This window comes from Pseudomonas sp. GCEP-101 (genome assembly GCF_025133575.1).
In the GTDB taxonomy this organism is placed as follows: Bacteria; Pseudomonadota; Gammaproteobacteria; order Pseudomonadales; family Pseudomonadaceae; genus Pseudomonas; species Pseudomonas nitroreducens_B.
The window spans coordinates 5,680,463-5,704,558 of record NZ_CP104011.1 but is presented as its reverse complement, the minus strand read 5'-3'; the positions used below and the strand labels follow the sequence as shown (position 1 = coordinate 5,704,558).

The 24,096-nt window shown below is 67.0% G+C and carries 27 protein-coding genes; 20 read left to right on the top strand and 7 right to left on the bottom strand.

Annotation, left to right across the window (positions count from 1 at the left end; genetic code table 11):
- Nucleotides 1–10 precede the first annotated feature (10 nt).
- From N0B71_RS25690 to N0B71_RS25665, 6 genes are all read left to right on the top strand, one after another.
- Nucleotides 11–583, top strand: coding sequence for a cupin domain-containing protein (locus N0B71_RS25690; protein WP_259755782.1), 573 nt, complete (start codon nt 11–13; stop codon nt 581–583).
- Nucleotides 580–1,572 (top strand): fumarylacetoacetate hydrolase family protein, encoded by a 993-nt coding sequence (locus tag N0B71_RS25685; RefSeq protein WP_259755781.1) that lies wholly within the window; start codon nt 580–582, stop codon nt 1,570–1,572. Before N0B71_RS25690 ends, N0B71_RS25685 begins: the two co-directional genes overlap by 4 nt.
- Nucleotides 1,563–2,546: an NAD-dependent epimerase/dehydratase family protein gene (locus tag N0B71_RS25680; RefSeq protein WP_259755780.1), complete on the top strand. Its 984-nt coding sequence runs from the start codon at nt 1,563–1,565 to the stop codon at nt 2,544–2,546. Before N0B71_RS25685 ends, N0B71_RS25680 begins: the two co-directional genes overlap by 10 nt.
- The gene (locus N0B71_RS25675) at nt 2,543–3,343 is read left to right on the top strand and encodes a cyclase family protein (protein WP_259755779.1); all 801 of its coding nucleotides are present in this window, start codon (nt 2,543–2,545) and stop codon (nt 3,341–3,343) included. The genes N0B71_RS25680 and N0B71_RS25675 overlap by 4 nt, the downstream gene beginning before the upstream one ends.
- An 86-nt stretch (nt 3,344–3,429) precedes the next feature.
- The gene (locus N0B71_RS25670; protein WP_259755778.1) at nt 3,430–3,774 is read left to right on the top strand and encodes a cupin; all 345 of its coding nucleotides are present in this window, start codon (nt 3,430–3,432) and stop codon (nt 3,772–3,774) included.
- Between the two features lie 47 nt (nt 3,775–3,821).
- Nucleotides 3,822–4,484, top strand: a complete 663-nt coding sequence (locus tag N0B71_RS25665) for a VIT1/CCC1 transporter family protein (RefSeq protein ID WP_259755777.1) — start codon at nt 3,822–3,824, stop codon at nt 4,482–4,484.
- Between the two features lie 29 nt (nt 4,485–4,513).
- Here the strand turns inward: N0B71_RS25665 and N0B71_RS25660 are convergent, their stop codons facing one another.
- Entirely contained in the window at nt 4,514–5,446 is a 933-nt protein-coding gene (locus N0B71_RS25660) for a DMT family transporter (protein WP_259755776.1), read from the bottom strand.
- 88 nt (nt 5,447–5,534) lie between these two features.
- Here N0B71_RS25660 and N0B71_RS25655 point away from each other — a divergent pair, with 88 nt between their 5' ends.
- A complete protein-coding gene (locus N0B71_RS25655) occupies nt 5,535–6,404 on the top strand; it encodes a LysR family transcriptional regulator (RefSeq protein WP_259755775.1) in 870 nt (289 codons plus the stop codon).
- Between the two features lie 16 nt (nt 6,405–6,420).
- Here N0B71_RS25655 and N0B71_RS25650 read toward each other — a convergent pair whose 3' ends face one another.
- Entirely contained in the window at nt 6,421–7,386 is a 966-nt protein-coding gene (locus N0B71_RS25650; RefSeq protein WP_259755773.1) for a GlxA family transcriptional regulator, read from the bottom strand.
- A 97-nt stretch (nt 7,387–7,483) separates the two neighbouring features.
- Here N0B71_RS25650 and N0B71_RS25645 point away from each other — a divergent pair, with 97 nt between their 5' ends.
- On the top strand, nt 7,484–7,933 hold the full coding sequence (locus N0B71_RS25645; protein ID WP_259755772.1) for a tautomerase family protein: 450 nt from the start codon (nt 7,484–7,486) through the stop codon (nt 7,931–7,933).
- A gap of 51 nt (nt 7,934–7,984) precedes the next feature.
- On the opposite strand, the gene N0B71_RS25640 is transcribed toward N0B71_RS25645, so the two are convergent.
- Nucleotides 7,985–8,752: a sulfite exporter TauE/SafE family protein gene (locus N0B71_RS25640; RefSeq protein WP_259755771.1), complete on the bottom strand. Its 768-nt coding sequence runs from the start codon at nt 8,750–8,752 to the stop codon at nt 7,985–7,987.
- Nucleotides 8,753–8,855: 103 nt separating this feature from the next.
- Here N0B71_RS25640 and N0B71_RS25635 point away from each other — a divergent pair, with 103 nt between their 5' ends.
- Nucleotides 8,856–9,782 (top strand): LysR family transcriptional regulator, encoded by a 927-nt coding sequence (locus tag N0B71_RS25635; protein WP_259755770.1) that lies wholly within the window; start codon nt 8,856–8,858, stop codon nt 9,780–9,782.
- A gap of 211 nt (nt 9,783–9,993) precedes the next feature.
- On the opposite strand, the gene N0B71_RS25630 is transcribed toward N0B71_RS25635, so the two are convergent.
- Nucleotides 9,994–10,509, bottom strand: a complete 516-nt coding sequence (locus N0B71_RS25630) for a ProQ/FinO family protein (RefSeq protein WP_259755768.1) — start codon at nt 10,507–10,509, stop codon at nt 9,994–9,996.
- A gap of 179 nt (nt 10,510–10,688) precedes the next feature.
- Nucleotides 10,689–11,666 (bottom strand): GlxA family transcriptional regulator, encoded by a 978-nt coding sequence (locus N0B71_RS25625; RefSeq protein WP_259755767.1) that lies wholly within the window; start codon nt 11,664–11,666, stop codon nt 10,689–10,691.
- A 106-nt stretch (nt 11,667–11,772) separates the two neighbouring features.
- Between N0B71_RS25625 and N0B71_RS25620 the strand changes: the two genes are divergently transcribed.
- Nucleotides 11,773–12,567 carry an SDR family NAD(P)-dependent oxidoreductase gene (locus N0B71_RS25620; protein WP_259755766.1) on the top strand — a complete coding sequence of 265 codons (795 nt, stop codon included), beginning with the start codon at nt 11,773–11,775 and terminating at the stop codon, nt 12,565–12,567.
- Nucleotides 12,568–12,948: 381 nt separating this feature from the next.
- Nucleotides 12,949–13,536: a glutathione S-transferase family protein gene (locus N0B71_RS25615; RefSeq protein WP_259755765.1), complete on the top strand. Its 588-nt coding sequence runs from the start codon at nt 12,949–12,951 to the stop codon at nt 13,534–13,536.
- Nucleotides 13,537–13,693: 157 nt separating this feature from the next.
- Here N0B71_RS25615 and N0B71_RS25610 read toward each other — a convergent pair whose 3' ends face one another.
- Nucleotides 13,694–14,080: a hypothetical protein gene (locus N0B71_RS25610; RefSeq protein ID WP_259755764.1), complete on the bottom strand. Its 387-nt coding sequence runs from the start codon at nt 14,078–14,080 to the stop codon at nt 13,694–13,696.
- An 889-nt stretch (nt 14,081–14,969) separates the two neighbouring features.
- Between N0B71_RS25610 and N0B71_RS25605 the strand changes: the two genes are divergently transcribed.
- The gene (locus tag N0B71_RS25605) at nt 14,970–15,380 is read left to right on the top strand and encodes a hypothetical protein (RefSeq protein WP_259755763.1); all 411 of its coding nucleotides are present in this window, start codon (nt 14,970–14,972) and stop codon (nt 15,378–15,380) included.
- A gap of 67 nt (nt 15,381–15,447) precedes the next feature.
- Here the strand turns inward: N0B71_RS25605 and N0B71_RS25600 are convergent, their stop codons facing one another.
- A complete protein-coding gene (locus N0B71_RS25600; protein WP_259755761.1) occupies nt 15,448–16,128 on the bottom strand; it encodes a phytanoyl-CoA dioxygenase family protein in 681 nt (226 codons plus the stop codon).
- Between the two features lie 173 nt (nt 16,129–16,301).
- Between N0B71_RS25600 and N0B71_RS25595 the strand changes: the two genes are divergently transcribed.
- From N0B71_RS25595 to N0B71_RS25560, 8 genes are all read left to right on the top strand, one after another.
- On the top strand, nt 16,302–17,084 hold the full coding sequence (locus tag N0B71_RS25595) for an efflux RND transporter periplasmic adaptor subunit (protein ID WP_259755760.1): 783 nt from the start codon (nt 16,302–16,304) through the stop codon (nt 17,082–17,084).
- Nucleotides 17,081–18,400: an efflux RND transporter periplasmic adaptor subunit gene (locus N0B71_RS25590; RefSeq protein WP_259755759.1), complete on the top strand. Its 1,320-nt coding sequence runs from the start codon at nt 17,081–17,083 to the stop codon at nt 18,398–18,400. The genes N0B71_RS25595 and N0B71_RS25590 overlap by 4 nt, the downstream gene beginning before the upstream one ends.
- The gene (locus N0B71_RS25585) at nt 18,401–20,494 is read left to right on the top strand and encodes an HlyD family efflux transporter periplasmic adaptor subunit (RefSeq protein ID WP_259755757.1); all 2,094 of its coding nucleotides are present in this window, start codon (nt 18,401–18,403) and stop codon (nt 20,492–20,494) included.
- On the top strand, nt 20,484–21,293 hold the full coding sequence (locus N0B71_RS25580) for an aspartyl/asparaginyl beta-hydroxylase domain-containing protein (protein WP_259755755.1): 810 nt from the start codon (nt 20,484–20,486) through the stop codon (nt 21,291–21,293). Before N0B71_RS25585 ends, N0B71_RS25580 begins: the two co-directional genes overlap by 11 nt.
- Nucleotides 21,293–22,264: a sulfotransferase family protein gene (locus tag N0B71_RS25575; RefSeq protein WP_259755753.1), complete on the top strand. Its 972-nt coding sequence runs from the start codon at nt 21,293–21,295 to the stop codon at nt 22,262–22,264. Before N0B71_RS25580 ends, N0B71_RS25575 begins: the two co-directional genes overlap by 1 nt.
- A gap of 184 nt (nt 22,265–22,448) precedes the next feature.
- Nucleotides 22,449–22,964, top strand: coding sequence for a GNAT family N-acetyltransferase (locus N0B71_RS25570; RefSeq protein ID WP_259755752.1), 516 nt, complete (start codon nt 22,449–22,451; stop codon nt 22,962–22,964).
- 11 nt (nt 22,965–22,975) lie between these two features.
- Nucleotides 22,976–23,284 (top strand): DUF6916 family protein, encoded by a 309-nt coding sequence (locus tag N0B71_RS25565; protein ID WP_259755751.1) that lies wholly within the window; start codon nt 22,976–22,978, stop codon nt 23,282–23,284.
- Nucleotides 23,285–23,350: 66 nt separating this feature from the next.
- A complete protein-coding gene (locus N0B71_RS25560; RefSeq protein WP_259755750.1) occupies nt 23,351–23,962 on the top strand; it encodes a phage tail protein in 612 nt (203 codons plus the stop codon).
- Nucleotides 23,963–24,096 lie beyond the last annotated feature (134 nt).

The following is a 24,096-nucleotide window of genomic DNA, read 5'->3' as shown; positions in this document are numbered from 1 at the left end:
AGGAGACACCATGCAACAGCTTCCCCCCTTCAAACGTGTGGTCACCGGCCACGATGCCCAGGGCCACGCGGTGGTCGCCAGCTGCGGCCCGACGCCGAACAACTTCCCGCTCAAGGCTGTGCCCGGCACGCTGTTCTACGAGGTCTGGAACAGCCTCGGCAGCCCGGCGCCGCTGGACAACGGCGCCGACCCCACCGCGCAGCCGCTGCAGCTCAGCCCCGGCCCCCTGGGCAGCGTCATCCGCGTGGTGGACATCCCGCCGGACAGCGTGCAGAACCAGGTCAGCGATGAAGACGCCGCGGCGGTCTTCGCCGAAATCGGCCAATCCCATGCCGGCACCGGCAAGGCCGATTCGAAGCACAAGCTGATGCACCGCACCCAGACCCTGGACTACGGCATCGTCACCGAAGGCGAGGTCTGGCTGGTGCTGGACGACGGCGAGGTGCACTTGAAGCGCGGCGACATCGTGGTCCAGCGCGGCACCAACCACGCCTGGAGCAACCGCACCGAGCAGATGGCGCGGATGGTCTTCATCCTCCTCGACGGCCGTTACGCCGATGCGCTGAAGGAGCTGCTGCCATGAAGCTCGCCACCCTCGACGACGGCAGCCGCGACGGCCGCCTGCTGGTGGTGTCCCGCGATCTTTCCCGGGCGGTGGATGCCAGCGGTATCGCCGCCACCCTGCAGGCCGCGCTGGACAACTGGCCGCTGCTGGTGGATGACCTGCAGCGCCTGTACCAGCGGCTCAACGACCGCGCCGTGGCCGGTGCCTTCGAACTGGACCTGGCGCAGCTCGCAGCGCCCCTGCCGCGCGCCTGGCAATGGCTGGACGGCTCGTGCTTCCTCAGCCACGGCGAGCTGATGCAGAAGGCCTTCCAGCTGGAACCCATCGAAGGCGTCGAGCGCATCCCGCTGATCTACCAGGGCGCCGGCGACGACTTCCTCGGCCCGCGCGCGGACATCCCGTTGCCCAGCGAGGCCCACGGCATCGACTTCGAAGGCGAGTTCGCCGTGCTGCTCGACGAGGTGCCCATGGGCTGCCCGGCCGAGCGCGCGCTGGAGCACGTGCGCCTGGTGCTGCAGCTCAACGATGTGAGCCTGCGCGCACTGGCGCCACGGGAGATGAAGACCGGCTTCGGTTTCCTCCAGGCCAAGCCCGCCAGCAGCTTCGCCCCGGTGGCGGTGACCCCGGACGAGCTGGGCGACGCCTGGCGTGACGGCCGCGTGCACCTGCCGCTGACGGTGGAGTGGAATGGCGAATGGTTCGGTCACCCCCACGGTGGCGCCATGCACTTCGGCTTCCACGAGCTGATCGCCCACGCTGCCCTGACGCGCCGGCTCAGTGCCGGCACGCTGATCGGCTCGGGCACCGTGTCCAACGCCGATCGCTCTGTCGGCTCGGCCTGCATCGCCGAGCGCCGCGCCATCGAGACCATCGCCCACGGCGCGCCGCGCACCGGCTTCATGCGCTTCGGCGACCGCGTGCGCATGGAGGCGCGCGGCGAGCGGGGCGAGGTGCTCTTCGGCGCCATCGACCAGCGCGTGGTGCAAGGGGGCTGGCCATGCGCGTGATGGTCAGCGGGGCCAATGGCTTCGTCGGCCGCCTGCTGGTGCGCCGCCTGCTGGAGGCGGGCGAGCTGCGCGGGCGGCGCATCGAGGCGTTGCTGCTGCTGGACCAGTCCCTCGATGGCCTGCCGGACGATGCGCGCCTGCGCCGGCACTACGGCAGCGTCACCGACCCGGCCTTGCTGCGGCGGGTGCTGGCCGATGGCGTGGACGTGGTGTTCCACCTGGTGAGCGTGCCCGGTGGCGCCGCCGAGGCGCAGTACGAGCTGGGCTACCAGGTCAACCTGCAGGCCAGCCTGGAACTGCTGCACCAGCTGCGCCATACCGCTCGCCCGCCGGTGCTGGTGTACGCCAGCAGCGTGGCGGTGTACGGCGGCGGGCTGCCGGCGCGGATGGACGAGCAGCAGGCGGCGGCGCCGCAGCTGTCCTATGCGGCGCACAAGCGCATGGTGGAAATCGCCCTGCAGGACCTGGCCCGCCGTGGCGAAGTGGACGGCCGCGCCCTGCGCCTGCCCGGTATCGTCGCCCGCCCGTGCGAGCCCAACGGCCTGCGCTCGGCGTTCATGAGCGACCTGCTGCACGCCTGTGCGGCGGGGGAGAGCTACACCTGCCCGGTATCGCCGGCGGCCAGCGCCTGGTGGATGTCGGCGCGCTGCTGCGTGGACAACCTGGTGCATGCCGCCGAATTGAAGGACCCCGGCAGCCAGCGTGTCTGGCAGCTGCCGGTGCTGCAGCTGACCATCGCCCAGGTGCTCGACGGGCTGGCCGCCTGCTTCGGCGAGGCCAACCGCGCGCGCATCGCCTTCGACCCCGATCCGCAGCTGGAAGCGCTGTTCGGCGCCTATCCGCCCCTGCGCACGCCGCTCGCCCGCGAGCTGGGCTTCTGCCACGACGGTTCGGTGGCCGGCCTGCTGCGCAACGCCCTCGACCTGCCGCCGCGTCGCAATCGCGCGGCCGCCCGCAAAGGAATCTCCGCATGAGCCTCAACCAGCGCCGCCTGCTCGACCTCTCCGTGACCCTGGACAACAACCCCTACACCGACCCGCCGCCGCTGCTGCCCAGGATCGACTACATGGACCACCAGCAGGGCTGGCCGGAGATGGCCGCGATGTTCCCCGGCCTGCGCAAGCAGGACCTGCCCGGTGACGAATCCTGGGCCGCCGAGCGCCTGCAGATCACCACTCACAGCGGCACCCACATGGATGCGCCGTGGCATTACGCGTCCACCACCGATGGCGGCAAGCCGGCGTTCGGCATCGACGAACTGCCGCTGGAATGGTGCCTGCAACCGGGCGTCAGGCTGGACTTCCGCCACCTGCCGGACGGCCACGTGGTCACCGCCGCCGAGGTCGACGCGGAGCTGGCGCGCATCGGCCACGCCCTGCAGCCGCTGGACATCGTGCTGGTGAATACCCGTGCCGGCAGCCTGTTCGGCCAGCCGGGCTACCTGGAGGCGGGCATCGGCATGGGCCGCGAGGCCACGCTCTACCTGCTGGAGCGCGGCGTGCGGGTGGTGGGCACCGATGCCTGGAGCTGGGACGCGCCGTTCAAATACACTCGCGAGCGCTTCGCCGCCTCCGGCGATGCGTCGATCATCTGGGAAGGCCACAAGGCCGGGCGCGACATCGGCTACGGGCAGATGGAGAAGCTCGCTAACCTGGAGCAACTGCCCGACCACGGCTTCCTCGTCAGCTGCTTCCCCTACAAGATCCGCCACGCCTCCGCCGGTTTCGTGCGCGCCGTGGCGATCCTCGACCCGCTGCCGGCGACGGGCTGAAACGACCCTTTGTCGCCTCGCTTCTAATCGCCCGATCCAGCGTCTTTACTGGCACAGAGAGGCAGTCGCACAGCGAGGCGCGCGTGATGAACAGCCAAGAGGTGGCACCCGAAACCCGGGGTGTGACGGTGGAGCTGCTGTCCTCGGTCGACCTCGGTCCGGAGATCGATGGCATGGCCGGCCGACAGTTGCGCATGCGCCGGGTGACCATCGAGCCCGGCGGCGTGTTCGGGCCGGTGCATGACCACGTGGACCGGCCCGGCACGGTGTTCATCCTGCAGGGCACCATCACCGACCATCGCAACGGCATCGCCACCGACTACGGACCGGGGGTGGGCTGGCCGGAGGACCACGCCACCGTGCACTGGCTGGAGAACCGCGGCACGCTGACTGCCGTGGAGATTTCGGTGGATATCGTCCGCCTGGGATGACCGGCGATTCGACCTGACCCGTGCGCAAAGCCGCCTGGAGGCAAGCGATGGAGAACGTGGAGAAGGGCACCTGGCAGCGGGTGCTGGAACCGGTGGACCGCATTACCGAAGTGATCTTCGGGCTGCTGATGGCCATGACCTTCATCGGTTCGCTGAGCGTGGCGACCTCGGGCCGGGAAGAGGCGCGCACCATGCTGATCGCCGCGCTGGGCTGCAACCTGGCCTGGGGCCTGGCCGACGCGGTGATCTTCCTGATGCGCACCTGGACCGAGCGCACCCGCAGCCGCACGCTTCTGCAGCGACTGCAGGGCGGCGCCGACCCGCGCAACGGGCACTACCTCATCGCCGCCGCGCTGCCGCCGCGCATCGCCACGGCGGCCGGCGCGGAGGGGCTGGAAATGCTCCGCGTGCGCCTGCTGGGCACCGTGGGAACGCCGGTGCAGGCGCGGATCGGCTGGGCGGACCTGAAGGGCGCGCTGGCGACCTTCCTGCTGGTGGTGCTGGCGACCTTTCCGCTGGTGATTCCCTTCCTGCTGATCCCGCAGACCGGGCCGGCGATCCGCGCCTCGAACGCGGTGGCGCTGGTGATGCTGTTCCTCTCCGGCTGGATGCTCGCGCGCTACTCCGGCGGCTCCCCGTGGGCCGGCGGCCTGGCCCTGGCGGTGGTGGGCACGGCGCTGCTGTTCGCGATCATCGCGCTGGGTGGCTGAGCCAGCGCGACCCTGGCCGATGGGCGCGTTCACTCGGCCCGTTCGGCGTACCCGATGGCCATCGCCATGATCGCGATGCCGCCCAGCTGCAGCGGGCCGAGGTGCTGGCCGTAGACCAGCCAGTCGATGACGATGGCCACCGCCGGGTAGATGAACTGGTAGACGGCGATCCGGTCGGTGTTCAGCCGCGCCATGCCGGCGTAGAGCAGGGCGTAGGCCAGCCCCGTGTGCAGCAGCCCCAGCCCGGCCAGCCAGCCCCAGGCCGCGCCGAGCGGCGGCCAGCCGTGCAGGATGGGCCAGGCGAGCAGCACCAGCGTCCCCACCGCGCATTGCCACCAGGCCAGTATGCCCGCGGGCACCTGCTGCAGCGTGCGCGCCACCAGCGTCACGCACGCCGTGCACAAGGCGCCGACGAGACAGAAGCCCACGCCCCACCAGTAGCTCGCCGGGTAGGCCTGCTGCGCGCCGAACAGCGACAGGTGCTCGAGGATGCCGGTCGCCAGTACCAGGCCGAGCATGGCGATGGCCACGCAGACCATGCGCCGCCGGGCGATGGGCTCCTTCAGGCAGAGGCCGCCGAGCAACAGCACCCACAGGGGCTGGACGTGGAACAGCACCGTCGCCACGCCGGCCGAGGTGCGTTCGATGGCGGCGAAGAACAGACCCCAGGCCAACACCATCAGCGCGCCTGCGACCAGCACGGCGAGCAGCGTCTTGCGGGCAGGGAACAGGCTGCCCAGCTGGCGGCGGCAGATCGCCCAGAGGCTCAGGCCCAGCAGGCCGAAGGCGCAGCGGAACCAGGTGGCGGTCAGCGGATCGGCGCCGGACTGGTGCAGGAAGATGCCAATCGTGCCCAGCACCACGCTGCCCAGGACGAAGGGCAGCGTTCCGCCGGCGCGGGCGCTGGGCGTGGTGGTGCGGGGCAGGCTGGCGGCGGTTGCCGTCGATTCATGTGTGCTCATGGCGCCAGTGTGGGGCTGGCGGTTGAACACGAGAAGCGCATAATACTGGCAGGTAGTATTCGATAATCGAAAGTGGAAGAGGGCCGGCGTGACTCCCCATGACCTGCAACTGGACTGGTTGAAATGCTTCGTCAGCGTGGTCGATGCCGGCTCGCTGTCCAGCGCCGCCGGCGAGATTCATCGCTCGCAATCGGCGGTCAGCATGCAGTTGAAGAAGCTGGAAGGCGCCTTGGGTCGCCAACTGCTGGTGCGCGGCCCGCGCAGCCTGGAACTGACCGCCGATGGCCAGACCCTGCTGGGTTACGCGCGGCGCATGCTCGACCTGCAGGCGCAGGCCCAGGCCGCGTTCCATGGCGAAGCCCTCACCGGCAGGGTGCGCCTGGGGGTTCCCGATGACTATGCCGCGAAGTACCTCACGCCGGTGCTCAAGCGCTTCGCCCAGCGCTACGCCGGAGTGGAGGTCGAGCTGAACTGCGAGCAGTCCACCTCGCTGATCCCGCGGGTGGCCAGCGGCGATCTGGACCTGGCGCTGGTCTCCCGCGATCACGGGCGACGCGGCACGCTGTTGTTCCATGAACCCATGGTCTGGGTGGGCTCCCCGCATTTCGAACTGTGGCGCCGCGAACCGCTGCCCATCGCGGTCTACGAAGACACCAGCCTGGCGCGGCGCAGTGCGATCAACTGCCTGGCCCTGCAGGGGCGGGACTACAAGGTGGTGTACAACAGTTCCAGCCTGGCGGGACAGATCGCCGCCGTGGAAAGCGGCCTGGCGGTGGCGGTGCTGACCCAGTGCAGCGTGCCGGAACACTTCCAGGTGCTGGGCGCGGAGCACGGGCTAGGGCCGCTGGAGCCGATGCAGGTGGCCGTCTACCGCAGCCGTGCGTCGCAGGGCTCGCGGGCGGTCGACAGCTTGCGCAGCCTGCTGCTGCAGACCTTGCGGCAGGTGCCGGGCGAGTAGCGGCGCCGGCGGCCGATCAGCCCTGGCGCAATTGCCGTGGGCTGGCGTTGAGCAGGCGGCGCATCAGGCGGCGCAGGGCCGTGGCGTCCTGGTAGCCCACCTGCGCCGCGACGGCTTCCACCGAGCAGCCGCCGGCTTCGAGCAGCGCCCGCGCCTTGTTCACCTGCACCCGCTGGATCAGGTGCCGGGTGGAGTGCCCGGTGGCCTTGTGCACGTGGCGCGACAGGGTCCGCTCGGACATGCCGACGCTGGCCGCCAGCGCCCTCACGCCGGGCAGCGCCGGCAGCGCCGCTTCGATCAGTGCGGTCAGGCGCGAGACCAGGGCATTGTCCTGCACCAGCATGGCCGGGATGACGAAGGGCGATTGCAATCGGCGGCGGTCGAGCAGCAGGGCCTTGCCCACCGCGTCGGCGAGGTCCGGTGACAGGCGCCGGCGCAGCAGGTGCAGCATGAGATCGGTCTGCGCGAAGGCCGCGCCGGCGGTGGTCAGCGGGGGATCGGCCAGCACCATGAAATCCGGGTCTACCCGGCAGTGCGGCGCCATGGCCTGCAGGTGCGGCGCCAGCCACCAGGAGGTCGTCACCCGCCGCCCGTCCAGCAGCCCGGCTGCCTGCAGGAGGAACACCGCGGAACAGGACGCGGCGATTTCCCGGCCGCTGGCCAGGTGCGTGCGCAACGCCGCGAACAGGGGCGCCGCCCACGGCTCCCCGAGGCGCTGCGGGAGCAGGGCGGCGTCGCTCACGCCGATCCCGGGGATGACCCAGCAGGAATGGTCACCGGCGCTGTGCTCCAGCGCCTCGACGTGCAGCTGCAGTCCATGCCCCAGCGGCACGGCGCCGGGCTGTGGGCCGCAGACGCGCCAGCGTGGCGCAGCCAGGCCGCGGCGTTGCGCGACGGTGGCGGCGGTGGCGAGGATGTCCAGGGTGGCGGTCACGCTGGAGGCGAAGGCCCCCGGAACGACCAACAGGGTGAAATCATGCATTGTCCGATTATGCGCGAAAGAAGACGGATCGGTCACTGTCGCGCCCATGGCGGGAGCTGGCCCAATAGCGCCTCCTTTCATCGCCGAGTGATCCAACATGCCCAACATCCTGATCAAGGTCCCCACCGGAGCGTTCCCCGAGCCGCAGCGCGAGCGCCTGCTGGCGGCGGTCAGCGAGGCTGCCATCGCCTGCGAGCGGATCGGCCCCGACCCGCGCCAGCGCAGCCTGTGCTGGGTGCTCGTGGAGGAGGTGCGCGCAGCCGACTGGCTTTGCGGCGGCGGGAACCTGCATGCCCAGGCCATCCCCTGCATCGTCACGGTCAAGGTGCCGGCCGGCGTGCTCGACGAGCCGTTGCGCAGGGACTATGTGCAGTGCCTGCACCAGGCCATCGCGCAATGCGTGGAGCCTCAGGACGGGCGTCTGCTGATGACCTCGATACAGCTGGAGGAAGTCGCCGACGGGACCTGGGGCGCGAACGGCAGCCTCTGGCACCTGGCCGATTTCACCCGCGCGGCGGGGTATGGGCATCTGCTGGCGCGCGGCTGAAGCGGCGCGTCGAGTGGCCGGCCCTGAACGGCTGGCCGGTTCCCCGGCACTTCATGAACTGAAGTAGCGCCCGATCAGGGCCACGCCGCTGGCCAGCACCAACCACGTCACCAGCCGGATGAAGGCATCGCGGGACAGGCGCTGCGTCAGGCGGCGGCCCACCCACAAGCCCGCCGCCATCACCGGCAGCAGCACCAGCGCGAGCAGCAGCAACGCGCGGTCGGCATACACGCCCGCCAGCAGGAACAGCCCCAGGCGCACCACCGTGCTGCAACTGATCAACGCGCTCTGGGTGGCGCGGGCCTGCTCGGTGGAGGCCAGCCGGGCATTCAGGTACAGCGCGTAGAGAAACCCGCCGCTGCCGAACAGGGCGCCGAACAGCCCGCCCACCGTGCCCGCCGGCAGCGCCCATGCGGCGCCCAGGCGATCGGGCCGTACCTTCACGGCCAGGCTGTAGAGCGCATAGCTGGTGACGAACAGCCCCATCAGCAACAGCAGGACGTCGGATTTGAGCTGCAACAGGAACACCGCGCCCAGGGTGCAGCCCACGGCCATGCACGGCAGCAGCCGCAGCAGCTCATTGCGCGCCACCGCCTTGCGCGCCGGCAGCCAGTTGCCGAAGGCGGCGACGAAATCCAGCAGGACCAGCAGCGGGATGATCCGCGACAACGGCATGAAGTGGATCAGCACCGGCCCGGCGACCAGCGCCGTGCCGAAACCGGCGATGCCGAACACCACGTAGGCCGCCGCGATACCGGCCAGCACCAGCAACCAGTCGAGGGCGGAAAAGGGTAATAGCGCGACGGCGGAATCCAGCATGGCGAACCCGGAACGAAGGACGTGGGCAGAGGTTAGCCAAGACCCAGCCATGCTGACTAATATGGAAAATCGCCTTGACCCATCTCGAAACGAGATCGCACGCATGACCTCCGTTCGCCAGTTGCGTTACTTCGTCGACATTGCCGACTGCGGGAGCTTCACCGCCGCCGCCGATAACCTGTTCATCGCGCAGTCGGCCCTGAGCCGGCAGATCAAGGAGCTGGAGCAGCACCTGGGCACGCCGCTGTTCGAGCGCACCGCGCGCCAGCCCCGGCTGACCGCCGCCGGCCAGGCCTTCTACCAGCGCGCGCGCAAACTGCTGGCCGACCTCGACAAAGCCGAGCGCCTGGCCCAGGACATCGGCCGCGGCCAGCGCGGCAGTGTGCGTCTGAACCATTCCAGCACCGTGCCCCTGGCCGGCCTGCTGCTGGAGCGCATCGGCGCCTACCTGCGCGACAACGCCGACGTTTCGCTGGAGATCGCCCTGCAATCGTCCGAAGCCCAGCTGCAGGACATCGCCGAAGGCAATCTGGATGTGGGCCTGCTGCGGTTACCGGTGCTGCGCCAGCACGACGAGGTGGACGTTCACCCGCTGTTCGACGAGCCGCTGTACCTCGCCGTGGCAGCGCAACACCCGCGTGCGCAGGCGGCCAGCGTGCACCTGGCCGAGCTTCGCGACGAGCGCTTCATTTCCATTCCCCACGGCCAGCGCGGCGGCCTGAGTTACCAGTCCGCTGCCCTGTGCATGCAGGCCGGCTTCTTCCCCCGCGCCGCCCAGGTGGTGTCACGCAAGACCACGCAGCTGCAACTGATCCAGGCTGGCTTCGGCGTGGCGTTGTTGCCGGAAAGCATGCGGGCCCTGGCCCCGGGGGCGGTGGTCTTCGTGCCGCTGGCCGATGAGGGCTGCAGCACAACGGTGGCGCTGGCCTGCGGGCGCGGGCAGGGGGAAATGCTGCAGCGCTTCGTGGCGGCAGTGCGGGGGAGTGCGGGCGGCTGCGGCTCATCTGATCAGGAGCAGCCGGCAGGTTAGCGCACCGCTGCCGGGGGGGCAGGCCGCGTGTGCAGAAGCGGCAGAAGCAACGGTCTTCTTCTGTAAGTCCGTGCCTGTATTCCCCTCTCCCGTAAGGGAGAGGGGGGCCTGGATCCGGCTGAAGCCGTGCAGGACTATCCAGGAAGAAGCGCGTGGGCCCGGGCAGTGCAGGCGCGGGCCGGCCGCTCACGCAGAGGGGCGCGGCAGCGGCTCAGTCCTCGGCCGGCTGCACCGTCGCATCGGCAGCGGGGGTTGCCGCCTCAGCCTGCGCTTTCGACTTGGCTCGCAGGCGTCGCTCCTGGCTGCGCTGGCGCGCCGCCTGTTGCTTGGCGTGCAGTGCCTGGGCGGCGGTCACGGTGCCGGCGACCTGGCCGTTCAAGTCCAGGCGTGGCGCATTCTCCACCATGCAGCCCCAGTAACGCGCACCCTTGCACCAGGTGCCGATGCCCAGCTTGAGCTGTTCGCTGGTGAGGCCAAGCTGCTCCAGGTGCTGCTCGGCATCCTTGAGAATGCCTTCCTTGAGCGGAACCTTGGGCGCCGGATTGACCGGGAAGGCCAGGGGGAAGTGCTTCTGCAGTTTCCAGATCGCTTCCACCGCAGGGTCCTGGTCGCGAGGCTTTGCCTTTGGCGTGGACTTGCGTTGAGGGCGCTTTGCGTTGTCAGCCTTTGCCTGCTCTTTTTCAGCCCGGAGGCGGTCACGGAGCACCGCTAGTTGTTCAAAACCCATCGTTCAATTCACAGCTTCTTGGTTGATTGCCTGGCCCAAGGGTATTCGAAGTCGCCTTCTGGAGCACCTGAATCCGTGCAAATCCCTGCGGATTCTCTCGCTTCTCGATGGCCGGTTCGGCCGGCGACAGGCGCTGGCACGGGGCGGCATGCCGAAGAATCCGGCCACCGCGGCTTTCCTCATGGCGCATCGGTGAGGCCGGCGTGGCTCGTCAGCACCTGGCGCGCATCCCGGCGTACCGCCTGTGGCGGCACGCCGAAGCCGCGCAGGAAGGCTTCGCGCAGGTGGCGGCGGTCGCGGAAGCCCGTCTCCCGTGCCACCACGTCGAGGGAGTGGCGGCTCTGTTCGATCATCAGGCGGGCGGCCTCCAGCCGCAGCCCCTCGATGGCCTTGGCCGGCGACTGCCCGGTTTCGGCGGTGAACACGCGGGTGAACTGGCGCGGACTGAGGTGCGCCACCGCGGCCAGGTCTTCCACGCCCAGCGGCTGCTTGAGGTGCTGCCGGGCGTAGTTCAGGGAGCTCTGGATGCGGTCGGACTTGGGAGCGAGGTCGAGCATTTCGGAGTGCTGCGATTGGCCGCCGGATCGATGCTGGTGCATGACCAGCTTGTGCGCCACCGAGCGCGCGACGTCTGCGCCCAGGTCCTTCTCCACCATGCCGACGGCGAGGTCGAGGCCGGCGGTCATTCCGGCCGATGTCCAGAAGGGGCCATCGACGATGTAGATGCGATCCGCCTCCACCGTGACCTCCGGGTGACGGTTCTGCAGCGCCTGGGCGTAGGCCCAGTGCGTCGTGGCGCGGCGCCCGGCGAGCAATCCGGCCTCGGCAAGGACGAAACCGCCGGTGCAGATGCCGACGGTGCGGCGCGCCTGGTGGCCAGCCTTGCGGACGAAATCGAGCACGGCGGGGGCGGTTTCGCTCGCCACCGGATCGTTCACGCCCACCACTATCCAGGTGTCGGCCAGTCCCGGCGCCTGCAGCGCATGGGTGTCCATGGCAAGCCCGAGCGAGGAGCGCACGAGCCCGCCGGACGGCGAGTAGTAGCCGATGCTGTAGACGGGTTCGCCGGTGACCAGGTTGGCGAACTCGAAGACCGTCTGGGTGGCCAGGGAGAGCACTTGGAATCCGTCCGTGACCACATAACCGATGCGATGCATGAGGGCGTCTCGTATGTCCTGAATCACTACCTTATACGTCATTTGAGATACAGCCAAGCGGCGGCATGCTGATCTCCAGTTCCTCACCAACCCCTGGAGCATCGACATGACTCAATCCCGTCTCGGTACCGCACTGATCACTGGCGCTTCTTCCGGCATCGGCGCCATCTACGCGGAACGTCTGGCCCGTCGCGGCCACGACCTGATCCTGGTGGCCCGCAATCGCAGTCGCCTGGATGCCCTGGCCAAGCGCCTGAGCGACGAAACCGGGCGCTCCGTGGAAGTGCTCGTCGCCGACCTGGCCGACAGGGCGGACCTGGCGAAGGTCGAGGACGTCCTGCGATCCGACGCGAGTATTTCCCTGCTGGTGAACAACGCCGGCGTCGGTGCGACGCGACCGTTGCTCGAATCGAACGTCGATGCGCTGGAAGATCTGCTAACGCTCAACGTGAATGTGCTGACGCGCCTCACTTATGCCGCCGTGCCGGGCTTCGTGGCGCGGGGCGGCGGCACCCTGATCAACATTGCCTCCATCGTTGCCATCGCCCCGGAGGTGCTGAACGGTGTCTACGGCGGCTCCAAGGCATTCGTGCTCGCCTTCAGCCAATCGCTGCGCCATGAGCTTGCGGAGAAAAACGTCACGGTCCAGGTAGTGCTGCCGGGGGCGACCGCCACCGACTTCTGGGGCATCGCCGGCACGCCGCTGGAACACCTGCCGGGCGCCATCGTGATGTCGGCGGAGGACATGGTGGACGCCGCCCTGGCCGGCCTCGACCAGGGCGAGTTCGTCACCATTCCGGCGCTGCCGGAGATCGCCGATTTCAACCAGTACGAAGCCGCGCGCCAGCGCCTGCTCCCCAACCTGTCGCGCAGTGAACCAGCCGCGCGTTACCAGGGGTGAGGCGCCTGTAGGCGTGGTTGTCACCCGGCGAGGGGGCGAGGTGATCGTCGCTCCCTCGCCGCGCACCGTAACCCCCGAGTGGCCACTGCCGCCTGGCGGGGTGGTCGCCGGTGGGCAAGAAATCAACGTCGAACACGCGCTGCAGAGATTCACTGAATTGCCGCGGTTAAGCACACGGATATGTAAGTTAAGCTTACAAAGCCATTTAGGAGATATCGATATTTAAAGGATGATAATCGAGATAGTGTAAGTTTTTTATTGATTATCGGGCGGGTCAGCAGGGTCGATGCCGTCTTTCTATCCTTCCGGCAAAGACTCCTCTTTGATTCCATGTACACACTTCACTTCGCGCCCACGGCCAACGGATTCAAGATATTGATCATGCTTGAGGCCCTCGGTGTGCCTTTTCAGATTCAACGCGTGAATCTCTCTCTTGGTGAACAGCACCGACCGGAATTCGCGAGGCTGACTCCTTTTCAGAAGATTCCGGTGCTGGTGGATCATCGGCAGTCGGTAGCACTTCCAGAGTCAGGCGCGATCCTTCAGTACCTGGCCGAAACCCACGGCAGATTTTTGCCGCCGCCGGGTCCCGAGCGCTACGAAGTGCTGCAGTGGCTGGCGTGGCAGATCAGCAGTCTTGGCCCGATGGCGGGGCAGTGGCATCACTTCATGCATCGTGAAAACACGTCGGATGACTACGCGAAAGAGCGCTACCGAACAGAAACGTCCCGATTGTTCCACATCGTGGAGCAGGCGTTGGCGGGGCGGGACTTCATCTGCTCGGCGTATTCAATCGCCGACATGGCGATTTATCCCTGGCTAAGAATCCATGAACTGCTGGACATCGACCTTCAAGCGCTTCCCAGAGTACGGCGTTATCTGAAGCGGATTGGAGCACGAGAGGAGGTGGTCACCGCCTACTGGAGGGGCGCTGGACAGGGGAGCGCCGCGATGAGCGCTAGTAAATAACCATTGGGTGACTCATCGAGCTGCGAGAGGCTGCTACCGACCCATTGCAGACGTTCGCTGATGGAGAGGTCGTAGGTAGCCAAAGTTGGTGTGCTCTACCCGTTACACTGCACTTCATCCGTGAGCAACATTCGATGCTCCAACAGAACACAGGGTCTTATGCGCGGTGCAGGCCCCGGGCGTCACGCCAAAACAAGGTGTTCTCATACTGGAAGGACAGGATGAAGAACGATGAGCAAACGTCTGCAATAGACTCAGCTATTTTCTCCAACTCGCTCATCGATGACTCACCTTCTGGCTCTGGGCCTTTTATTCTGATGTAGCACCGCATGCTGACTTTAAAATCCAGCCCCCTTTTATCTTCGGCATACAGGGTGAAATCCGTATCTTCAGCGTCCGCGCTCAACCGCATCCCAGAAGCGAAGTGAGACTCTACCGTATCTCTTACACAATCGATTTCAATTGCGCCGCTCCTTTCCAATGCGGTGCATAGGGCCACAGTTGTCAACTGGTCATCGGCTTCTATGTGGAGATCGAGACCCATTCAATACCTCGCCTACGCTGCTAATCACGCTATAGTCTCAAGCATATCAGGGAGCCAGATCCGACCGGCAGCTTTGGATCTGTAGTGGCCTCTCTCCTGTGGCAGCAAGCGACCCAGAGTGGACATCAGAGTATTCAGAATCTTGAGTAGACTTGGTTCCTCCCTCATCCATTTCGAATGCAAATGAACAGCGAGTCTTCCCGAAGCAAGGCATACGTCCGTGCTCAGGCACACGGTGCCGGGCCACTGTCTGTTGAGGGCTATCAGCAGACTGTGGAGGTTTGCGGCCGTCTCCCCAGCGGCTGGCTGTTCCGCTACCGGATCGTTTGTAGCTTGGACATCCCTGCACATGAGCAGGAGTTGTTTGCCGGCGCTGCAGGTTGCCTAGTCGCTGATGATGGGCAGGTACATGATTTGTCGTACCCGATGTTCATGGACATGCTTCGCTCGCTGGAATAGCTCACGCGTCTGCTTCCGCGCTAGTGCAAGATGCTGCGTTGACTCATGCCATTCTGAATGCAGGGCAGCAATAGGCACTGGCCGTTATCGGCGCTCGGTACCTCGCGATCAATTGTTTTGAATCGCTCCACCGCGCGTTATGAGATTTCCAAATGAGTGAACAGATATCCAAACGCTGGGTTGAGGCAGGAATAGCCCTGGCAGGCGACTCAAAAACAGAAGTCAAATGTCCGGTGTGTGTAGCAGGAACGCTGATAGTGGCGGATATCCAAAGGGATGACGACTCCACCGAGTTTGAGCGCCTGATGACGTGCCCAGCCTGCGGGGTGAGAAACGCACTTAGATGCGCAGAGATAGTGATTGGAAGTAATCCGGCTCCTGTACTGCGGCTCTAAACGCGAGCGGACGAGATTCAGCTGAGGAGGAGCCCATGTATACGGTGATGGTTGTTACAGATCGTCCAGACTTCAGGTGTTTTCTGGATCTGCTGTATGGTCCTGGGCGAAATGTGGATACAGAGGGTGATTCGTACCCTGTGAACAGTCGCACTTGGACGTACCTGTATATGAAAGACAGAGAGAGCGATGCTCCTCCCATAGAGATTCAAGCCAGTGAGATAGATGAATCGCAGTTCTTCGTGCAATCCGAGTCGTCGAGACTCGAGGAGTTGGCTGCGTTGTACCTGTATCTGACTTGTGGAGAGACAATCTCTAGTTCGGCTCAGGCGCTTGATAAAGCCGTCATCGAGTCGCTGTGTGATAGATATGACGTCGAGCTTGGCCGAGCTCGTGATTCTATTTGGCACCTGTCGACAGATGACTTGCCCTATCCACATACGTGAACGAGAGGTTGTTGCAGCGCGGCGAGCGTCCGCTTCGGGCCCTAACCCGACTCTTCCGGGAACTGCACTAGCCCGTCGCCAGCGCATTACCTGTCGGTGCGAACCGTTCCGTCGTGTCCATCCGGACGTTGCGAAGCGCCGTGGTGGCCAGGTGTGTCGCATGGAGCTGCTCCGAGCGATAGCTGATCAGCATGGAGCGTCGTCGGGCACCGCTGGCGTTCAAGCTGCCTCCATGCACGAGGTCGACGTCGAACACCAGTATGTCTCCGGCGCGACCTTGCAGGTGCACGGCTCGGGACTCGTCGTTGAAGTCTTCAGGTGGCGCGTCCGGCTGGGGGCGATGGCTGCCGGGGATGATCCGTGTGGCGCCGTTGTGCGCGGCGAAATCGTCGAGAAAGACCAGGGCGTTCACCATGTCCCCCGGGCGCCGGGCGGAGAGATCGCGGTGCAGTTGCTGGTGCCCACCGCCCGGCAGGGGTTCCCGGCCTTCGGCCTGGGCGATGAAGAAGCGTTCGCCGATCAGTTCACCGACGACCGCCAGTAACGCAGGCAGGCGGCATGTCGCCTGTACCACAGGCGCCAGGTCGAGCTGCGCATGGCGCCAATCCTGCCCACGGGGAACGGGCCATTGGTCGGAAGGCAGGACGTTGGCATCGAAGATGGCGCGCAGCGCTTCCACCGTATCGGGCCCGATCGCGCTGCGCAGCATCGCGTAGCCGTTTGCATGGAGTTCGCGGCGGTCAGGCATGGTGTCCTTCTTGTCCTTGGTTGGCAGTCACCGGGTGGCGTCGGTCGCCGGCTCCGGTGGCGAATGCTTGCCCGCGAGCCGAGATGGTCGAGTGAATGAAGGAAATCTTAGGTAGCCAATTTCCGACAACGATCGACTCCCGTAGACTTTGACGATCTGCCAGGAGAAGAACAATGCATAAAGGGATTTGGCTGGGGTTGGGCGTGTTGCTGTGCATGGCAGGAGCGGTGCAGGCCGCCGAGCCCGCCCAGGACGACCCATTGCTGTCTAACCCGTCTTCTTCCAACGGGCATGCCGGGGATGTTCGCGGCATCCTGCGGGCGCGGGACCAGGCAATGCTGTCCAGCGAACTGGCCGGGCGCATCCTGGAGATGCCGTTCGCGGACGGGCAGTCCTTCCGCAAGGGCGATGTGCTGGTGCGTTTCGATTGCTCGGCCTACCAGGCCCAGCTCAACGCGGCCCAGGCCGGCGCCCGCGCGGCCAGCGAGCAACTGGGGCACAACCGTCAGTTGGCAGCGCTCAACTCGGTGGGGCGCTTCGAGGTCGCACTGGCCGAGGCCAAGCTTTCCGAAGCCCAGGCCCAGGTGCAGGTCTACAAGGTTCAGGTCGGCCGCTGCGTGGTCGCCGCACCCTTCGATGGCCAGGTGGTGCAGCGCAAGGCGCAACCCTTCGAAAGTGTGTCCGGTGGCGCGCCGCTGCTGGAGATCGTCGACAACCGCAGCCTGGAAATCCGCCTGCTGGTGCCGTCGCGCTGGGTGTCCCGACTGAAGGTGGGGCAGTCTTTCAGCTTCGTTCCCGATGAGACCGGCCAGCCGTTGACGGTGGAGATCAAGCGCCTGGGCGCGCGCATCGACGAGGGCAGCCAGATGCTGCCGTTGATTGCCTCGCTGCCGGCTGACACCAAGGGCCTTCTGGCGGGCATGAGCGGATCGGCCCGCTTTACGGAGATGCCATGAACGCACCGCAGGCCGGGCTGGCCGAGCGGGTCTTCGCGCAGTTTCTAGGGCTGGAACGCCAGGCCCGCGCGGCGCGGACGGTGGAGCAACTGGCCTATCACATCGTCAATGACGGCCAGACGCTGTTCGGCTATCGACACGCAGCGTTGCTGATCGCGGGCAAGGTCCGGGCACTCACCGGCATCAGCGTGGTGGAGCCCAATGCTCCCTTCGTGGCTTTCGTCGAACAGGCGTGCGCCCAATTGAGTGGGCTCGGCGCCCTCGACAAGCCGCAGCGCGTCGATTTCCAGAGCCTGGGCGCGCAGCAGCAGGCCGATTGGCAGGCGCTTTCCGCAGGCGACGTTTTCTGGCTGCCGCTGGCGGACCAGCAGGGAGCCCCCTTTGGCGGCCTCTGGCTCGCCCGCGAGCAGCCCTGGAGCGAAGCGGAACAGGCGTTGCTGGTGCAACTGGGGGATGCCTACGCGCATGCCTGGAAAGCCCTTCAGCCGCGCAAACCCTGGCGCGCGCGCTGGCCGCGGAAGAAGGTGGCGCTGATCGCCGCCGGGCTGTGCCTGCTGCTGCTCGTGCCCGTGCGTCAATCGGTGCTGGCACCGGCAGAAGTCGTCCCGCTGGATGGTCAGGTCATCGCCGCGCCGCTGGATGGCGTGATCCAGCAGGTGCTGGTCAAGCCTAACCAGGGTGTCAAGGCCGGTGACCTGCTGGTGCGTTTCGACGCCACCACGCTGCAGGCGCAGGCTGATGTGGCTGAGCGCTCCCTGGGCGTGGCCGAGGCCGAGCTCAAGGCCAATTCCCAACGCGCTTTCTCCGACGCCGAATCCGGTGCCCGGGTCGATCTGCTGGCGGCGCGCGTCGAGCAGAAGCGCGCCGAGCGTGACTATGCCCGCGACCTGTTGGCACGCGCCGAGGTCCGGGCGCCCCGTGACGGTATTGCGGTATTCGCCGATGCCGAGCGTTGGACCGGCAAGCCGGTGCAGACCGGCGAGCGCCTGATGGAACTGGCCGATCCCCGACAGGCCGAGCTGCGGATCGATCTGGCGGTGGCCAATGCCATCCGCCTGGCGCCGCAGGCGGAGGTGCAGCTGTTTCTGGACAGTGATCCGCTGAATCGCTATTCCGCGCGCCTGGCACGCAGCGCCTACGAGGCTCAGCCGGTCGCGGGCGGCCAACTGGCGTACCGCCTGGACGCACGTTTCGACGCGGCGCCGCCGCGGATCGGTTTGCGCGGCACCGCCAAGCTGTATGGCGAGCGAGCGCCGATCCTGCTCTACGTGCTGCGCCGGCCCCTGGCCGCGCTGCGCCAGACGGTGGGGTTCTAGATGCGTCTGCCGGCGCTGCGCGCCGACCTGCAATTATCGCCGGGCGCCGCCGCTCTGGATGGTTCTCCGCAATGGACGCTGGCCGATCCACTGCGCGGGCGCTACTTCAAACTGGGGGTGGCGGCAATGCGCCTGCTGCGCCATTGGACCCTGGGTGATCCGCAGCGGGTGCTGCAAGCGGCCAACGCCGAAGGCGGTGCGCACCTGGCCGAAGAGGATTTGCAGCAGTTGCTGACATTCCTCCGCCAGCAGGACCTGATCAGTCCCGCGGACGGTGAGCAGCGCGGCAGCTACGGGCAGAAGGCCGCGTTGCAACGCCACGGCTTGTGGAAGTCGCTGCTGCATCAGTATCTGTTCTTCCGTATCCCCTTGTGGCGGCCGGATGCCTTCCTCAATCGCGCCTGGCCCTGGTTGGCCCGCCACGGGCGGCTGCTGTTGCGGGTCGGCCTGCCGCTGACCCTCGGTCTCGGTCTGTTGCTGGTGGCGCGGGACTGGGATCGCTTCCTGTCGACCTTTCCGCACCTGTTCAGCGTTGGCGGCGCCCTGGCTTTCGGCGTCGCGCTGCTGTTCGCCAAGCTGTGCCACGAGTTCGGTCATGCGTTCATGGCCAAGCGCGCCGGATGCCGGGTACAGAGCATGGGCGTGGCCTTCATGGTGATGTTGCCGTTGTTCTACACCGACGTCAGCGATGCCTGGCGAGTGACCGACCGCCGCTCGCGCCTGCTGATCGGTGCCGGTGGCGTGCTGGCCGAGCTGACGCTGGCGTGCGTTGCGCTGCTGGCCTGGTCGTTGTTGCCGGACGGCCCGCTGCGCACCTCGGCCTTCCTGCTCGCCAGTGCGACCTGGGTCACCACGGTGCTGGTGAACCTCAATCCGTTCATGCGCTTCGACGGCTACTTCCTCCTCAGCGATCTGTGGGGCGTCGAGAATCTGCAGGGGCGCGCCTTCGCCCTGTGCCGCTGGCGCCTGCGCGAGGCATTGTTCGGTTATGCCGATCCGATGCCCGAGCCCTGGCCGGACGACTTGCGCCGGCGCCTGCTGCTGTGGGGGTACGGCTCCTGGCTGTGGCGCGCGGCGCTGTTCCTGGGCATTGCGCTGACGGTCTATCACCTGTTCTTCAAGGTGCTGGGCATCTTCCTGATGCTGGTGGAGCTGGTCTGGTTCATCGGCCTGCCGATCTGGCGCGAATGGCGTGAGTGGTGGCAGCGCCGCGATCAGGCGCAGCCTGCCCGGCTCTTGCTGGGGGGCGCCGGCCTGTCGGCCTTGCTGCTGGTGCTGCTGGTGCCCTGGCGCGGCAGCGTGGAAATCCCCGCGGTGCTGGAAGCCACCCGTGCGTCTGCACTTCATGCGCCCGTGGCGGCCCGGCTCAAACGGGTCATGGTGAGCGACGGGCAACCTGTGGTCGCGGGCGAGCTGCTGCTCGAACTGGAGTCTCCAGACCTTGACGCTCGGCAGAGCATTACCCGTCGCGACATCGACATCACCCAACTGCAGCTGCGCCGCCAGGCGGGCCGAAGCGAGACGGCCGCCGATGTCGGCGTGCTGGAACAGCGACTGGCCGAAGCCGTGGCCGAGTACCGCGGGTTGGCCGCGCAACGCGAGCGCCTGCAGATCCGCGCCCCTCACGCCGGGGTCGTGCGGGACCTGCCGGCGGAACTCGCTTCCGGCCTGTGGCTGTCACCGCGTCAGGTGCTGGCTCGGGTCGTGGAGCCGGGGGTTCGCCTGCGCGGATACGTCGCCGAGCAGGCGGTGTGGCGAGTCGAGCCCGGGGCCGTTGGCCGCTTCATCGCCGACGACCCGGCGCGCCCGGCGCTCGCGGTACGCCTGGAATCGGTGGATGCCACCGGGACGTCGCACCTTGACCTGGAGGCCTTGGCGTCCGACCGCCAGGGCCCGATCGCCGTGCAGCGTGACGACCAGGGGCGCGCCCAGCCCGTGCAGGGGCAATACGCGGTGCGGCTGAGTGCGGACCTGAAGTGGGAACTGCCGCAGCCGGTGCGCGGAGAGGTGTTGCTGGCGGCACGCGGTGAGTCGCCGCTGAGCGCCATCTGGCGGCGGCTGGCAGCCTTGGGCGTACGTGAAAGTGGCTTCTGAATTCCGCTTCCCGCCTTGCGCCCGGCTGCCGTTGCGTTTTCCGACGCAGGACCTGCAGGCCGCTGTGGCGGCGCTGCCGGCCAGCGCCTGGGTCACTCATTTCAATACGGCCTACCATAACGGAGGCTGGAGCGGTGTCAGCCTGCTGGCGCCGCAGGCGTCGAACCACGCGCTGTCCGCGGGGCAGGGGAACGACACGCGGCTGCCCTCTGCGACGCGCTGGTACGGCCCGTTCTGGCAGGCGCTGTTGCAGCGCCTCGAGATGCCTGTCGGTTGCGCCCGCCTGCTGCGCCTGGACGCGGGCAGCAGCATCCGCGAGCACTGCGACCCGGACCTGGGCGACCCCGACGGAGAGGTGCGTCTGCACATTCCCATTCTCACCGGGCCGGGCGTCGAGTTCCTGCTCGAGGGCCAGGTCGTGCCGATGGCGCCGGGGGAGTGCTGGTTCCTCGACCTGGCGCGGCCGCATCGGGTGGACAACGTCAGCGAGCAGGCGCGGGTGCATCTGGTGATCGATGCCCGGCGCAACGACTGGCTGCGTCGGCAGATCGCTGCGGGCCTGACGGACAGCCCGGCCTGCCAGCCGGCGCGTTCGACCCTCGCCTTTGCCGAGTTTCGTCGCCAGGTGGAGCGTCGCCCCGACCTCGTCGCAGCGCTGTGTGACCTCCAGGACCCCCGTGAATTCTGCGCTCGCGCGGTCGCCCTGGGCGACGGGATGGGGCTGCGTTTCCAGGACGACGACGTGCGGGCGGCGATGCGTCAGGGGCGTCGGGCATGGCTGGACCAGGGGAGTTACTGATGGCTGTCAGGCAAAGCCAAGGCGATTGGCGCGGCTGGCTGCCGATCCGGGTGTTCGTGGCCGGCGATCAGTGGCGCGTCGACTGGTGCTGGTTCGGCGATACGCCGTTGCGCGAACCCTTTTTCAGCGACAGCGTGCGTCGCGCGCTGCGCCTGCCGTTCAACCAGGCGATGCGCCGGGAAAGCTCTCTGGACGCCTTGGACCAATGGCGCGTGGCGAGCCCCGGCGTGGCGCCGAGCCTGTTCATTCACCATGCCTCGCGCTGTGGCTCGACGCTGCTGGCGCAACTGCTTGCCAGCGACGAAAAGAACATCGTGGTGTCCGAGGCGCCGGCACTGGACACGCTGCTGCGCGCCGGCCTGCAGGCTCCGGAGCTGGCCCTCGAAGTCGACGAAGGTCTGCGCGGATTGCTCAGCGCCTATGGTCAACGGCGCCTGGGCAGCGAGCAGGCGCTGGTGGTGAAGCTCGATGCCTGGAATGTTTTCCAGGCATCGATCCTGCGTCGGCTGTACCCGGCGACGCCGAGCCTGTTTGTCTATCGCGATCCACTGGAAATCGTCGTTTCGCACCTTCGCCAGCCTGGCATGCACATGGTGCCGGGGCTGCTCGGAGAAACCTCGCTGGAGGCGACCGGCGCGCCCGGTGGGGTCGACAGGGTGGCGCGGCACATCGGGCAGATTCTGCAGGGTGGGCTGCAGTTGTGCCGGGAGTACGGGGCGGTGCCGGTGAACTACAGCGAGTTGCCGGGCGCGGCCTGGCAGCGGCTGGCGAGCCTGTTGCGCGTGGAGGCGGTGGACCGCGGGCGCCTGCAGGAGGTGGCGTGTTCGGATGCCAAGCAGCCCGGCATGGCCTTCAGCCCGGATGGCGAGCGCAAGCGCGCCGCTGCGGACGATGCGGTGCGAATGGCGGTGAAGCGCTGGGCGGGGGCGCCCTATGAGGACCTGGAGGCTCTGCGCCTGGACATGGCATGAGGGCGGGGGCGGGCTGGCCCAATCAGATTCAGACCATCGGATGAGAAAAGACCGACCATCGGCCTTCGATCCGGTGGCAACTTGCCTTCACCATCAGGTAGGCTTGTGGCAAATTGCTTGCGTGATTTAATAACAAAAGGTGTAGGCAACTTCTTAGGTTGCCGTAGAAGGGATTCAGAGCACCATGACTTCACTCGCGTTGAGGTTTCGCCCCGCCGTGGACGCCGATCTGGCGTTCCTGCGTCGCCTCTATGCGAGCACACGCTCCGCCGAGCTGGCCCAGGTTGCCTGGGAACCGGCCGCCATCGACGCCTTTCTCGCCCAGCAATTCGACGCTCAGCACCAGTACTACCAGGCGCAGTTTCCCGACGCCGAGTTCCTGGTGATCGAGGCGGACGCCCAGTCCGTCGGTCGCGTCTATCTCCACTGGGGTAGCGCCCACCTGCAGATCATCGACCTCGCCCTGTTGCCCAGCCATTGCGGCCTGGGGATCGGCGGCCGCGTGCTCGGCCAGTTGCTCGAGCGCGCCGACGCCCAGGGCCTGAGCGTCGGCCTGCACGTGGAGCACTACAACCCGGCCCAGCGTCTCTATGCCCGCCACGGCTTCGCGGTGGTCGGCGAGAACGGCGTCTATCTCAAGCTGCGTCGACTGCCCGGTGCCCCGTCGCGGGCCAACGCGCCTGCCGCAGTCCTGTCGTGAGGAAAGGTCCCATGTATTCGATGCCCACCCAGCAAGACCTGCAGCAGGCGCAGGGAACCCTCTTCCAGTTGTGGGTCGCGCCGGACCAGGCGCTGGACGTCGAATTGATCGAGGTGCTCGTGGGGAATCCGATGAGCGCCGAGTACGAGAGCTTCAGTGCGGCGTTCGCCTTGCCCGCGCAATGGGACCTGCCCCAGGCGGTGTACCGCCTGTCCCCGCCCGGCGAAGAGGGTTGGCTCCTGCTGCTCACCCCTGTGCAGCCCACTGCCGACCGCCGCGCGGTCCTCCAGGCGGTCTTCCATACCCGCAAGGCGGCGTAGAAACCGATTCCGGCGGCCATGTCCTGGCCGTCATTTCCAGCGATTGGCATCAAGGAGAGGCAATACGTGGAACCATTTATCGGTGAGATCAAGATGTTCGGCGGCAACTTCGCGCCGCGCGGCTACGCATTCTGCCAGGGACAGATCCTGTCGATCGCACAGAACTCGGCGTTGTTCTCTCTGTTGGGCACGGTATACGGCGGCGATGGTCAGACCACCTTCCGTCTGCCCGACCTGAGAGGCCGTGTGCCTGTCGGCCAAGGCTCGGGAGGCGGCCTGTCGCCTGTCGTTCTGGGCGAAGTGGGGGGCGGCGAAAACGTCACCCTCACCCTCAACCAGATGCCGACTCACAACCATACGGTGACCTTCGCCGGGCAGGTGACGGCCACCGGCCAGGCGGCGATTCCTGCCACCGCCAGCGCAACCGCCACCACACAGGCCGCACCGGGCACAGGTACCGTGCTCGGCCCGATCGCCGCCGGTGGTCGTCCCGGTTCCCTGTACGCCACCAGTGCCGCGGAAACCACCCTCGCACCGTTCAACATCAGCTGCAGTGGCAACGTGCCGGCCGCGACTGTCGGCCTCAGTGGCGGCAGCCAGCCGGTCCCGGTCCGCAACCCGTACCTGGGCATCAACTTCATCATTGCGCTGGAGGGGGTCTTCCCGTCGCGCAACTGATCCGCCGGGCTGGCGGAGCAGGAAACACAGCGTGGAGCGGGCAACCCCGCTCCCGACCGGAAACCGTGGGGGTGGATCATGTGGTGGAGCAAGGCGAAGCGTGCAGTTGCAGCCAAGGTAGCGGTCAAGCCGGC